A 13,976-nucleotide genomic window follows, 5' to 3' on the forward strand; every position below is an offset into this window, starting at 1 on the left:
GGGGCCCGGAGGGAGGCGGGGCGCTCAGCCCGCGAGGCCTCGGAGGGTGTGGTAGACGCCGCAGACCTGGAGGGCGAGGGGCAGCAGGGTGAGCGCGCTCAGGGTGTGGAGGATGTCGGCGAGGCGACCCCAGTAGGGGAGCAGGCGGCGGCCCGGAACGGTCCAGGCGACCACCAGCAGGGCCACCGCCAGGGCCAGCAGCCCGGTCAGCAGGGCCGCGAGCCGCTCGGTCGGTGACGCGCCGGCGGCGAGGCGGACGAGCAGGGCGGCGGCGCCGAGGATGCCGGGCAGCAGCAGGCTGAGACGCTGGCGGATGCTGCCGATGGAGCGTCCGTGCAGGAGCAGCAGCAGGCCGAGCGCGCCGGCCTGGGCCGGGCCCGCCCAGCCGGGGGCGGCGGCCAGCACGGCCAGGCAGGCGGCGCAGATCGCGCCGATCGCGGTGTAGAGGGCCATCAGGTAGTCGTCCGCGACGAGGCTGCGCGGCAGCACGGCGGCGGCCGGGAAGGGGTCGATGTTCTCCTGGAGCTCCTCCGCGTTGCGCGGCAGCACGGGAAGCCGCAGACCGGAGAGGCGGAAGGCGAACGACGGGACGAACGAGCCGACCAGCACCGCGACCACGGCGACCACCGCGACCAGCTGGTCGGGCGTCATCCCGGCCAGCACCAGGACACCGGCCAGCACGCCGAACGCGCCGACGAGCAGCAGCCCGAGGAACAGCGGCGCGGCGGCGCCGACCGCGGCCAGGGCCAGCACCGCCGCGCCGGCCGCCGCCGAGGAGGCGGCCAGGATCCGGGCGCCGAGCAGCTCGGGACCGTCGGGACCACCGGGCAGCAGCAGCGCGGCCAGGCCCAGGTAGGGGACGGCGGCGGCGCCGAGGGCGGCGCCGGCCCCGGCGTCGGCCATGGCCCGGGAGGCGCTGAGGGCGCCGAGCAGCAGCAGGACGGTGGTGGCGGCGGAGGCCGCCATCCGCGGCCCGGCGGGGCCGGGGAGGGCGAGCAGCAGCCAGCCGCCGGCGAGCGCCAGCAGGGCGACCGCCAGGGCGAGCCGGCGGGTGAGGTCGGGGCGCCAGCCGTCGCCGCGCTCGTTCATGCCGGTGGCGACGCCGTCCACCAGGTCGTCGAAGTGCACCGGCGGCAGGGCCTCGTGGCGTGGCCGCAGGTGGAGCGCGTCGCCGTCCCGCAGCTCCAGCGCCTCGGCGCTCCGCTCCTCGTCCAGCGGCTCCTCGCCGAGCCGCTGGAGCACCCAGCCGCCGTGCTCCAGGCCCTCCTCGGCCAGGCCGGCGCCCGCGTGGCCGAGGACGGCCGGCAGCAGGTCGGCGAGCGGTACGTCGGCCGGGACGGCGAGGTCGAGGACCGCCCCCGGCACGTGGAACCTCAATCGGCACAGTCCTGCCACCACACTGCTGCTCACGCCACTCCTCCGGTCCGCGGTCCGTTCGCGATGCCTCTCGTCCTGTCGAACGGGCGGTGCGGTGCCGGGCGTTCAGCGGCCCGCTGAACCCGCGGCGGTGCGCGGTCCGTCAACCAGGGGGGACGGCAGCGGCAGTGAGGAGAGCCCCGACGTGAGTGTGGTGCTGATCAACCGGACACCTCGGCGCCCGGGGCCCGAGATGCCCGACGGCGAGGTGCAGTTGCAGGAGCCGCCGAGCCTGCCGGAGAAGCAGAGCGGGATGGCGAGCGTCATCAGCATGATGCCGATGGCGCTCGGCTCGCTGTCCATGGTCTTCATGTTCCTGCACCCGGGCGGCACCGAGGGCGGCGGTGCGCTCGGCTACGTGGCGGTCGGCATGATGGCGCTGTCGGCGGTCGGCATGCTGGTCACCCAGCTGATCCGCGGCTCCAGCGACCGCAAGCGGCAACTGCGGGCCGAGCGGCGCGACTACCTGCGCTACCTGTCGCAGGTGCGACGGCAGGTGCGGCGTTCGGTCGACGCGCAGCGGCAGGCCCTCGCCTGGCGGCACCCGGCGCCCGACGAACTCTGGTCGCTGGTGGGCACCACCCGGCTCTGGGAACGACGCTCCGCCCACCCGGACTTCAGCGACGTCCGGATCGGTCTCGGCGCGCAGCGCCTCGCCACGCCGCTCGCCCCGCTGGCCACCAAACCGGTCGAGGACCTGGAACCGCTCTGCGCGCACGCGCTGCGGCGCTTCATCCACGCCTACGGGACGCTCGCCGACCAGCCGATGGCGATCCACCTGCGCGGCTTCGCCCGGCTACTGCTGCGCGCCGACGACCCGGACGCCGCACGGGCCCTCGTGCGGGCGCTGCTCGCCCAACTGGCCGTGGTGCACGGGCCGGACGAGCTGCGGATCGCGATCGTCGCCGAGCCGCGGCGGCGGGCCCAGTGGGAGTGGGCGAAGTGGCTGCCGCACGCGCTCCACCCCACCGACACCGACGGGGCCGGCCCGGTCCGGCTGGTGGCGGGCAGCCTGGTCGAGGTGGAGCAGCTGCTCGGCGAGGAGTTCACCGGCCGCCCCGGCTACGAGCCGGACGCCGCGCCCAGCCGCGACGAACCGTTCACCGTCCTGGTGCTCGACGGCCCGGGCGCCCACTCCGGGAGCCGCGCCGCGCTCGCCGGCTACCGCAACACCGTGCTGATCGACCTCACCGGCGACCTGGAGTGGCGCCCGGCCCGGACCACCCTGCGCCTGCGGATCGACGGCGGCCGGCTGGCCATGGTCGGCGCGGACCGCAACCGCAAGGACGTCGACACCGACCTCGGCCGCCCCGACGCGCTGGCCGTGCCCGGCGCGACCAGGCTCGCCGCCCGGCTGGCCCGCTACCGGATCGCCGACACCGTGGACGTCGCCGAGCCGCTCGCCACCGACTTCGACCTGACCGCTCTGCTCGGCATCCCCGACCTGCACGCCCTGGACGTGGAGGCGCTCTGGGCGCAGCGCGGCATCCCGAAGCGGCTGCGGGTGCCGCTCGGCCTCGGCCCGGACGGGCGGCCGGTGGACCTCGACCTCAAGGAGTCCGCGCAGGGCGGCATGGGGCCACACGGCATGCTGATCGGTGCGACCGGCTCCGGCAAGTCCGAGCTGCTGCGGACGCTGGTGCTGGCCCTGGCCATGACGCACTCCTCCGAGGTGCTGAACTTCGTGCTGGTCGACTTCAAGGGCGGCGCGACCTTCCTCGGCCTGGACACCCTGCCGCACACCTCGGCCGTGATCACCAACCTCGCCGACGAGGCGGCGCTGGTGGACCGGATGCGCGACGCCCTGCACGGCGAACTCGTGCGCCGCCAGGAGGTGCTGCGCGAGTCCGGCCACGCCTCGCTGCTGGAGTACGAGACCGCGCGGGCCGCCGGGACGCCGCTGCGACCGCTGCCGACCCTCTTCCTGGTGGTCGACGAGTTCAGCGAACTGCTCAGCGCCCACCGGGACTTCATCGAGCTGTTCGTGATGATCGGCCGGCTCGGCCGCTCGCTCGGCGTGCACCTGCTGCTGGCCTCGCAGCGGCTGGACGAGGGCCGGATGAGCGCGCTGGAGTCCCACCTGTCCTACCGGATCGGCCTGCGCACCTTCTCCGCGATGGAGAGCCGCGGCGTCCTCGGCGTGCCCGACGCCTACCAGCTGCCCTCCCAGCCGGGCAACGGCTTCCTGCGCAGCGACATCTCCACCCTCAGCCGGTTCAAGGCCGCGTACGTCTCCGGCCCGTACCGGCCCAAGCGCCGCGCCGCGCGGCAGGCCGCGCTGGCCGGCCAGGTGGTCGGCTACGGCACCGAGTACCTGACGCCGCGCCGGCCGCCGGCACCGGTCGCGGAGCCGGGGGAGGAGGCGGCCGCCGGCACCCTGCTGGAGGTCGCCGCCGACCGGCTGCGCGACGCCGGCCCGCCCGCCCACCGGGTCTGGCTGCCGCCGCTCGACGTGCCGCCCACCCTGGACGAACTGCTCCCGCCGTTCGTCCCGCACCCCGGACGCGGCCTGACCACCGCGGACCCGCGGATGCACGGCGCGCTCGGCACCCCCGTCGGCGTGATCGACCGCCCGTTCCATCAACTGCGCGACCTGCTGACCGCCGACCTCGCCGGCGCCGGCGGTCACGTCGGCATCGCCGGCGCCCCGCAGAGCGGCAAGAGCACCCTGCTGCGGACCCTGATCACCGGGCTCGCCCTCACCCACACCCCGCGAGAGGCGCAGTTCTACTGCCTCGACTTCGGCGGCGGCACGCTCTCCGCGCTGCGCGGCCTGCCGCACGTCGGCGGGGTGACCGGCCGGCACGACGGTGAGCGGGTGCTGCGCACCGTCGCCGAGATCAACGGCATCATCACCCGGCGGGAGAAGTACTTCGCCGAGCTCGGCATCGACTCGGTCGCCTCCTTCCGCCGCCGCAAGGCCGCCGGCGAACTGCCCGACGACCCGCACGGGGACGTCTTCCTGGTGATCGACGGGTGGAACACGCTGCGCCAGGAGTTCGGCGACCTCGTCCAGCCGCTCACCCTGATCTCCCAGCGCGGCATCAACTACGGCGTCCACCTGGTGGTGGCGACCACCCGCTGGGGCGAGATCGCCGGCGGTCTGCGCGACCAGCTGCAGACCCGGTTCGAGCTGCGACTCGGCGACTCCGTCGACTCGGTCATCAACATGCGCGCGGCGGCGAAGGTCCCCAAGGTGCCCGGCCGCGGCCTCACCGACGAGCAGCTGCACTTCCTCACCGCGCTGCCCAGGATCGACGGCTCCGGCAGCGCCGACGACCTCGGTGAGGGCGTCGCGGACCTGGTGGACGCCGTCGCCGCGCACTGGACCGGCCCGCGCGCCCCCGAGGTGCGGATGCTGCCGCTCAGCCTGGACGCCGGCCTGCTGCCCGCCCCCGCGGGCCGCCTGCGGGTCCCGATCGGCCTGGAGGACACCGAACTCGCTCCGCTCTGGCACGACTTCGAGGAGAGCCCGCACCTGCTGGTGGTCGGCGACAGCGAGTCCGGCAAGACCAACCTGCTCCGGCTCGTGATCGACGCCATCACCACCGCGTACACGCCCGCCGAGGCCCGGATCATGCTGGTCGACTACCGGCGCGGCCTGTACGACTCGGTGCCGGAGGAGTACCGGCTCGGCTACGCCGTCGCGGTCGACATGCTCCGCCAGATCGTGGACGGCGCCTCGCGCGCGATGAAGAACCGCATCCCGCCCGCCGACATCACGCCCGCGCGGCTCAGGCAACGCGACTGGTGGGAGGGGCCCGAACTCTTCATCCTGGTCGACGACTACGACCTGGTCGGCACCGGTTCGGGCGCCCACCCCTTCGCCGCGCTGCTGGAGGACCTCGCCCAGGGCGCCGAGATCGGCTTGCACCTGGTGGTCGCCCGCGGCGCCAACGGGATCGGGCGCGGCCTCGGCGACCCGCTGCTGCGCAAGCTCCAGGAGGTCAACTCGCCCTCGCTGCTGCTCTCCTGCCCGCCCTCGGAGGGTTACCTGTTCGGCAACCTCAAGCCCCGGGAACTCCCGGCCGGCCGAGGCCTCTACATCACCCGCCGGCGCACCGTGCAGGTGCAGACGGGACGGCTGGCCGAACCGGCGGGCCCGTCCCGCCCGTAGTCCCGGTAGGCGTGCTCTCCGGGGGTCGGCCGGTGCTTCCGGTCCGTCCGCCTTCCGGTCCGTCCGCCTTCCCGTCCGTCCGCCGGGGCCCGGTCGCGCTCGCCCCGATCCGCCCGCGAGCGGCCGGCCAGCCGCAACCACCAGAAGGGAGGCCGGCCCATGAACCCGCCGGCAATCGCCACCGCCGAGCGGTCCACGCTCCGCACGGTGGGCCCGCACCTCGTCATCGCCCCGCCCGGCGCGGAGGCGGCCGGACTGGCGGCGGCCCTCGACCCGGTACGGGCCGAGCCCGGCACCCTGCTGCTGCTCGCCGCGGCGGCCGACGCCGCCCCCGTCCTGCTCGGCTCGCTGGACGAGCTGGTCCGGAGCGCGGCCGGCCGCGGCGCCGACACCCTGGTGCTGGCCGCCTCGGGCCTGGCCGCCACCGGCCCGGACGGCCGCCGCCCCGCCGAACAGCTCGCCCGGCGCACCGGACTGACGGTCGTCGCGCCGGATTCGGTGGTCTCCGTCGAGGAGGACGGCACCCTCGCCGCCCCGGGCGGCTGCTGGTGGCGGTGCCGGCCCGCCGCCGGGCCGGCCGAGGCACTCGGCGAACGGTGGCCGGCCGCCGCGACGATCACGCCGCTGCCCGGCGGCGCTTTCTGGGTGACCGCCGCCGCCCCGCCCACCCGGCCGGCCCTCCTCGACCGGGCCGCTGCCCCCGGCACCACCCTGCTGCTCGTGCTCGGCGAGCCCGACGGGCGGCTGCCCACCGCCGTCCAACTGGCGAACGCCGCCGCCCTGCTGCTGGACACGGTCGGTGACGCCCGGCCGTTGCTCAGCCTCCCCTGGGGAGCGCCGGTCGACCTGATCGAACTCGCCGCGGTGCTGGCGTCCTCGCTCGGCCGCGAGGTGCGGGCGGCCGTCGGCCTCCCGATCGCCGACGGCTCCGGCCACCGCACCGTGCACGTGACCGCGGACGGCGCGCCGGGCTGGGAGCCGTACCTCACCGAACTGTCCGCCTGCCCGGTCGGCCGGACGGTGACCGCCATCGGCCGGCGCACCCGGCCGGGCGCCCCGGAGGGCGACGGCCCGGTGCGCTACCCGGCCTTCCCCGGCTGGGAGCTGGAGCCCGTCGCGGCCGGCCTCTGGCTGCACCCGGAGGGCACGGCGGACCGGGGCCCCCGGCTGCGCCGCCCCGACCCCCGGCAGCCCGTCCTGGTGGTCGGCGCCGCCGGCCGGACGGTGACCGAGGACGTCTGGGCACAGCTCGGCGGCGTGCTCGCCGGTCTCCCCCCGCTCGGCCCGGTGCCGCTCGGCCCGGTGCCGCCGGGCACGGCGCCCGTCGTACCGGCCGGACTCGGGCTGGTGAGGGCGGGGGCGCCGGACGTCGCGTCGGACGCGGTCGGGCGGTTCTGCGCGCGGATCCACGGCCTCGACTGGCTGGGCCCGGAGGGGGCGGTCGGGCCCGCGCCGGCTGCGCCGGGGCCCGTTCCCGGACCCGTGGTGCCGGGGTTCGTTCCCGGAGCCGTGGTGCCGGGGTTCGTTCCCGGAGCCGTGGTGCCGGGGTTCGTTCCCGGAGCCGTGGTGCCGGCTGCCGTGGCCGGTCCGCGGTTCGTGCCGGGGCCGGTGGCCGAGCGGATGCCCGAGCCGTCCGCCAGGGCCGGGGACGCGCCGGCCCTCCCGCCCCTCCGGCCGGAGCCGGGGCGGCCGCTCGCCCCGGCTGCCGTCGCTCCCGGGCCGGCCGCGGTGGCCACGACGGGCGGTGCCGCCACGACGGCTGCCGCACCGTCGGTGGCCACCGTGCCGACGCCGGTGCCGCCGGGCACCGGACCGTCGGGGTCCGGCACCGACAGCCCGGCCGCGGGTACGGCGCCGGCGCCGGAAGGCGTCCGCCGGGCCGATCCGGCCGGACCGGATCCGGCCGCGCTGCCCGTCGGGGCCGCTCACCCGCAGCCTGGCGGGCTGCCCGCCGAGGCCCCTGAGCCCGAGCCGGCCCCCGAGCCCGAGCGGGCCGCCGAGCCCGAGCGGGCCGCCGAGCCCGAGCCGGAGCCGGAGCCGACGGCCGCGGCCGGGCCGCCCGAGCCCGTCGGGACCGTTGCGGTCGCGGCCCTCCCCGCCCCCGGACCGACGGCGGACCGGGCGACGGGCCCCGGCCCCGGGCCTCTTCCCGAAGCCCCCGCGCCCCTGCCGGACGGGGCCGCACCCGCCACCCCGGCCGAGGACCGGGCGGCGCTGCCGGCCCTGCTCGGCCCGGCGTACCAGCGATGGGCCAGTCGCGCCGACGACGCGGTCACCCGGCTGCCCGGCCTGCGTTCGGTCGCGGAGGGCGACGACCCGCGGCCGGAACTGGTCGCCGTGCTGCTGTACCACGCCGACGCCGGCCTCCCGTTCGGGCGGGCCGAGCTCACCGCGGCGGCCCGCGCCGGCCTGCCGGGCGCGCCCGCCGCGTACCTGCGCTGCCTCGCCGCCGGGCTCCGCCGGCTGCCCAGCCACTACGGCGGGGTGCTGGTCGCCGCCCCGGCGGGCCGGTCGGACCCGGCCCGTTACGAGCCCGGCACGGTGCTCACCGAACCGGCCCCGGTGAACGGTGTCGCCGCGGTGGGAGCCGACTTCGGGGAGGACGTCGGGATCGAGTTCGCGATCTGGTCCGTCGGCGGGCGCCGCACCTCGGCGTTCGGCGGCGCCGGCGAGCAGCCGACCGTGGTGTTCGCCCCGGGGAGCAGCTTCGAGGTGGTGGGCGTGGAACCGGGGGACGCGGACGCCGGGCGACCGGCCCGGGTGCTGCTGCACGAGGTCGGCGCCGTCCGCCCGGCCCCGGAACGCCTGCGCGCCTGGCTCGGCCGACGGGACGCGGTGGCGCCGGCCGACCGGACCCGTCCGGCCGATCCCGCCCGCTTCCGGATCGACCTGGGGGCACTCCCGGACGGGCCGTCAGACGCACCCGACGGGCCGGCCGGTGAACCCGCGGCCGCCGGCGGCCCGTGGGAGGAAGCGAAGGCCGGTGAGCTGTGAGGAGTACAGGCATGACCGAGACCGTTGGGGACGGCTTCGAGCTGGCGGCGGTGTTCGACGTCGTGGATCCGGTGTCGGGGCCGGCGTTCGCGCCGGACCGTCCGCGGATCGCGGCGGGCGCCGAACGCGAGGCCGTCGCCCGCTACCTGCGCGCGGGGGCGCCCGTGCTGCTGACCCCCATGCTGATGGACGACGTGGTGGACCCGGCGCGCCGCGCCTCGGTGCCGATGGGGTTCCGGACCGACGGGCGGTGGATCTGGACCGACACCGTCACGTACTACCTCGACGAGTACGGCCTGGCCCCGGAGCCCGGTCTGCTCGGTCATGTCCGCTCCCGGCTGGACGCCCCGCCGACCCCGCCGGACGCCGAAGTGCTGGAGCGGGCGGTGCGGTTCATCCTCACCCCGCCGCGGACGGCGGAGGCCCCGGTCTGGACGGTCGGCTCGTCAGCGGGCGGCTGAACCCCGGTGGCCGCACCGTCCGTACCTCCCCACAGGAGTGTTGTCGAGCCGAGCGCAGGGGATGACGGTGGGCGAGCAGAAGCGCGGTGCGGGGGAGCGGGGGACACCCGGGTTCCGGCTCCCCGCGGTGAACTGGGCGGTGGCGGCCGAGCCGGAGGCGGAGAACTCCGTTCCCGCACCGGGGAGTCCGGCGGCCGCGGCCGGAGCCGTGAGCGGGGTGGCGAACGGCGAGGCCGCCGGTGTCACCGGGGGTGCCGCGACCGTCGTACCCGCGCCGCCCACCACCACGACCGCTGCCGGGGCCGAGCCGCCGGTGGCCGGGGCGGCCGTTCCGGCCGGGGCGGTGGCCGGCAGTGCCCCGGCCGACCCCGGTCCGGACGGGGAGGCCGGGACGGCGGGTCCGCGCCCGGGCCGGGTGTCCCGGCCGATGGTCGCGGCCGCGGTCGCCGTCGGGCTGGTCCTGGTCGGTGGATCGGTGGTGGCCACCCGGCTCGGCGGGTCCGAGCCGAAGCACGGACCGGCCCAGGCGGACGCTCCGCCCGGGTACGGCCCGGAGGGCGGCGACGGCGGCAACGGCTTCGTCCCCGGTTTCGACCAGCACGGCGGCACCGCCGGCACCCCGGCGCCGGCCGAGCCGACCCCCGGCGCCCCCGCGGCGGGCGAATCCGGTTCGCCCGCTCCCGGTCCGGACGGGCAACCGCCCGCCGCACCCGCGGCCGGCACGGGCGAGGGCGGTACGGGCGAGGGCGGCACGGGCCGGTCCGCCGGCGGCGCTCCCCGTTCCGGCGGGGCCGCCAACCCCACGGCCGGTGCCGCGGCCCCCGCGCCCGGGAGCGCCGCCTCCGGGGGCGGAGCGGGCGGCAGCGCGTCCGGAGGCACCGCCTCCGGCGGCACCGCGGGCGGAGCCGCGCCACAGCCCGCCCCCGGGGCAGTCCAGCAGCCCGCCCCGCAACCGCCCGCGCCCAAGCCGCCCGTGGCCTCCCCGCCACCCGCCCCCGCCCCGGTGGTCGCGGTCGTCGGCCCGTACTGCGGGGGCAGCAAGAGCGTGTCGTCGTACGCCCAGAACGGCTGGTTCGACCAGGGCGTCTCCGGCTGGAGGAGCAGTTCCGGCGGCTGGAGCGGCGACGGTTGCAACGGGACGTACACCTCGGTGCCGATGTCCGGCGACGCGAACAAGGACGACGGCAACTCCGTGGTGTGGACCTTCAGCCCGGCCAACGTCAAGAACTGCACGCTGGCGGTCTACATCCCGGCCGACGACGACGTGAAGAGGGTCGGCGGCCACCCCACGCTCTACACCGTCCGGAGCGGCGGCTCCTCCTGGTCCTTCTCCATCGACCAGACCGCCAACCGCGGCCGCTGGGTGAGCCAGGCGACGACGTACTCCTACCAGGGCCCGCTCTCCGTCACGTTGCACACCCGCGGCCTGGACTGGAAGGGCGGCACCAAGACGTACGACCACCACGCCGCGAGCGCGATCAAGGCCACCTGTACGACCTGATCCGGCCCCGCCGGGGCCGCCACCCCGCCCTACCCGAGCCCACCCCCCCACGAGCCCCCCACCCACCCCGACGAAGGGAACCCCTGGCATGTCGCGCCCGGTGCTGACGGTCTGCGCGGAGCAGCGGGAGTCCGGCTCCTACCGCACGATCGGAGACGCCCTCCAGGCCGCCCGCAGCGGAGCCGTGATCTCGGTGCGCCCCGGCCGCTACGACGAGAACCTGGTGGTCACCAAGATGGTGACCATCGCGGCCGAGGACGTCCGGGGGAGCGTGCGGATCAGCCCCCGGCGCGGCTCGGTGGTCCAGGTCCTCGCCGAGGCCGTCCAGCTGACCGGTCTGGTGCTCCAGGGACAGGACGACGACCTGCCCGCCGTGGACGTGCCGCAGGGCCAACTGGCGCTGCAGGACTGCGAGGTGATCGGCAACGCGTGGACAGCCGTGCTGACCCGCCGGCAGGGGTCGCTGGCGATGCGCGGCAGCCGGGTGACCAACCCGGCCGGCGCCGGCCTGGTGGAGACCTCCGAGGGCACCAGCGTGGTCGAGGACAGCGTGATCGAGCACCTGGGCACCTCCGCCCTGGTGATCGGCGAGCGCTCCAACCCCGTCGTACGGCGCTGCGTGCTGCGCGACGCCCGCGGCAACGGCGTCTGCGCCAACGGCGAGGCCCGCGGGGTGATCGAGGACTGCGAGATCTCCGCCACCGACAAGCCGGCCGTGGCGCTGGAGGAGCAGAGCACCACCCGGCTGGTGCGGACCGAGGTCCGGGACAGCGCGCAGGGCGTCTTCCTCGGCTCCACCGCCCGGGTGGTGCTGGAGGAGTGCACCGTCACCGCCGTGCGCGGCCACGGGTTCGTCCTCGCCAACGGCACCGACCCGCTGCTGCGGCGCTGCCGGGCCGTCCGCACCCAGGGCCACGGCCTGCACGTCGCCGGCCGCTCCCGCGGCACCTTCGAGGACTTCGAGGTCACCTCCGCCGCCCGGGCCGGCATCTTCGTCGGCGAGTCGTCCGGCCCGACCCTGCTCCGGGCCGTGGTGCGCGACGGCGAGTCCGACGGGGTGGAGCTGACCGCCGAGAGCGTCGCCGAGTTCGACCGGCTGGAGGTGCGCGACGCGGCCGGCAACGGCGTCGTCGTCGGCGACGGGGCCAACCCGCTGCTGCGCCGGATCATCGTGTCCGGCGCGGCCGGGAACGGCGTCGAGGTGCACCGGGACGGCCGCGGCCGCCTCGAGGAGGCGACCGTGCTGGACGCGGGGAAGTCGGGCGTGCGGATCTCCGACGGCGCCAACGCCTACCTCGGCGGCGGTGCCGTGCGCGGAAGCCGGGCGAGCGGGATCTCGGTCGGCGCGGAGGGCGTCGCCACCCTGCGCGAGGTCGAGACCGCGGACAACGCGTACGACGGCGTCAGCGTGGAGCGCGGCGGGGAGCTGACCGCGACCCGGTGCCGGCTGCGCGCCAACCGGCGCCACGGGCTGCACCTGCTGCCCGGCTCCCGGGCCACCCTGACGGGGTGCCGGCTGACCGGCAACGCGGTGGACGGCGTCCGTTCGGAGTCCGCCGAGCCGGTCCGGCTCACCGACTGCGTGGTCGCCGAGAACCAGGGCGCCGGCCTGCGCCAGAGCGAGCCCGCCGAACGGCTGTCGGTGGAGAACCTGGAGAGCCGCGACAACCGCTCGGCGGACGCGCACGGCACGGCCACCGCCGGGCCGGGCCCGGACGCGGAGGGCGGGGCCGGCGCGGCCCCCGGCGCGGCCCCCGGTGCGGCGGGACGGGGCGAGGGAGGCGGGGCCCGGCCGGCTCCGGCGTCGCAGGGCCCGCAGGCGGTGCTGCGGACGCTGGTCGGCCTGGAGGGGGTCAAGGAGCAGGTCGCCACCCTGGTCAACCTGAACAAGCTGGCCCGGCGCCGCGAGCAGGCCGGGCTGCCGGCGCTGCCGATGAGCCGGCACCTGGTGTTCGCCGGGCCGCCCGGCACCGGCAAGACCACGGTGGCCCGGCTCTACGGCGCGATCCTGGCCGAGCTCGGTGTGCTGCGCAGCGGTCACCTGGTCGAGGTGGCCAGGGCGGACCTGGTCGCCTCGGTCATCGGCGGCACGGCGCTGAAGACCACCGAGGTGGTGCGGGAGGCGCTCGGCGGCGTGCTCTTCGTCGACGAGGCCTACACCCTGTCGGCGGGATCCGGCGGGAGCGGCCCCGACTTCGGCCGCGAGGCGATCGACACCCTGGTCAAGCTGATGGAGGACCACCGCGACGACCTGGTGGTGATCGTGGCCGGCTACGAGGGCGAGATCCGTTCCTTCCTGGCCTCCAACCCGGGCCTCGCCTCCCGGTTCAGCCGGACCGTCGAGTTCGCGAACTACAGCGTCGACGAACTCACCACGATCGTCGAGCACGCGGCCGCCGGGCACGGTTACCAGCTCGCCGAGGGCACCCGGGCAGCGATCGCCCAGCACTTCGAACGGATGCCCAGGGGCGCGGACTTCGGCAACGGTCGGGCCGCCCGCAAGGTGTTCGAGGAGATGGTCGACCGCCAGGCCTCCCGGCTCGCCGAGCTGGAGGACCTCGACAACGCCGACCTGGCGGTGCTGGTCCCCGCCGACGTGGACGAGCAGGCCGCCGCCGCGGCGGCGCGGGCCACCGCGGGCGGCGCGGAAGCCGAGGAGCCGGGGCTGCTCGACCGGCTGCGGGCGATGGTCGGCCTCGGCGCGGCGAAGCAGCAGGTGGAGGACCTCGTCAACCTCACCCGGCAGACCCGCCGCCGGGTCGAGGCCGGGCTGCCCGCCGCCGTCATCAGCCACCACCTGGTGTTCGCCGGGCCGCCCGGCACCGGCAAGACCACGGTGGCCCGGCTCTACGGCGAACTGCTCGCCGAACTGGGTGTGCTGCCGAGCGGCCAGCTGGTCGAGACCGCCCGCGCCGACCTGGTCGGCCGGTACATCGGTCACACCGCGCAGCTGACCCGGGACGCCTTCGAACGCGCCCGCGGCGGGGTGCTCTTCATCGACGAGGCGTACACCCTGACGCCGCGCCACGGCACCGGCGGCGACTTCGGGCAGGAGGCGGTGGACACCCTGATGAAGCTGATGGAGGACCACCGCGACGAGGTGGTGGTGATCGTCGCGGGCTACCAGGAGGAGATGCGCGGCTTCCTGGCCTCCAACCCCGGACTGGCTTCCCGCTTCACCCGGGAGATCGCCTTCGACCACTACTCGGACGAGGAACTGGTCACCATCGTCCGGCGGCAGGCCGAGTCGGCCGGCTACAGCTGCTCCCCGGAGACCGTGGCGGTGCTGGGCGGCCTCTTCGGGTCCGTTCCGCGCGACCGCAGCTTCGGGAACGGGCGGTTCGCCCGGCAGGTCCTGGAGGCGATGATCACCCGTCAGGCGGGCCGGCTGGCCCGCCTTGACGTGGCCGACCTGGCCGAACTGAGCCTGCTGCTGCCGCAGGACGTCCCGGCCGAGCGGATCGGCAGCCCGGTATGAGGCCCGGCG

6 protein-coding genes are annotated in these 13,976 nt (G+C 76.7%); 5 read left to right on the top strand and 1 reads right to left on the bottom strand.

The window, feature by feature from the left end; all coding sequences use genetic code 11:
- Nucleotides 1–24: 24 nt before the first annotated feature.
- Nucleotides 25–1,410: a type VII secretion integral membrane protein EccD gene (eccD, locus tag ACFVHB_RS29935; protein ID WP_380328448.1), complete on the bottom strand. Its 1,386-nt coding sequence runs from the start codon at nucleotides 1,408–1,410 to the stop codon at nucleotides 25–27.
- A gap of 151 nt (nucleotides 1,411–1,561) precedes the next feature.
- On the opposite strand from eccD, the gene eccCa reads away from it, so the two are divergent.
- From eccCa to ACFVHB_RS29960, 5 genes are all read left to right on the top strand, one after another.
- Nucleotides 1,562–5,533: a type VII secretion protein EccCa gene (gene eccCa, locus ACFVHB_RS29940; RefSeq protein WP_380328450.1), complete on the top strand. Its 3,972-nt coding sequence runs from the start codon at nucleotides 1,562–1,564 to the stop codon at nucleotides 5,531–5,533.
- A 159-nt stretch (nucleotides 5,534–5,692) separates the two neighbouring features.
- Nucleotides 5,693–8,527, top strand: a complete 2,835-nt coding sequence (locus ACFVHB_RS29945; RefSeq protein WP_380328452.1) for a hypothetical protein — start codon at nucleotides 5,693–5,695, stop codon at nucleotides 8,525–8,527.
- A gap of 11 nt (nucleotides 8,528–8,538) precedes the next feature.
- A complete protein-coding gene (locus ACFVHB_RS29950; RefSeq protein ID WP_380328454.1) occupies nucleotides 8,539–8,988 on the top strand; it encodes a hypothetical protein in 450 nt (149 codons plus the stop codon).
- 40 nt (nucleotides 8,989–9,028) lie between these two features.
- Nucleotides 9,029–10,489, top strand: coding sequence for a hypothetical protein (locus ACFVHB_RS29955; RefSeq protein ID WP_380328456.1), 1,461 nt, complete (start codon nucleotides 9,029–9,031; stop codon nucleotides 10,487–10,489).
- Nucleotides 10,490–10,577: 88 nt separating this feature from the next.
- Nucleotides 10,578–13,967 carry a right-handed parallel beta-helix repeat-containing protein gene (locus ACFVHB_RS29960; RefSeq protein WP_380328458.1) on the top strand — a complete coding sequence of 1,130 codons (3,390 nt, stop codon included), beginning with the start codon at nucleotides 10,578–10,580 and terminating at the stop codon, nucleotides 13,965–13,967.
- The last annotated feature ends 9 nt before the right edge of the window (nucleotides 13,968–13,976 follow it).

The organism is Kitasatospora sp. NPDC127111 (genome assembly GCF_042677465.1).
GTDB lineage: Bacteria > Actinomycetota > Actinomycetes > Streptomycetales > Streptomycetaceae > Kitasatospora.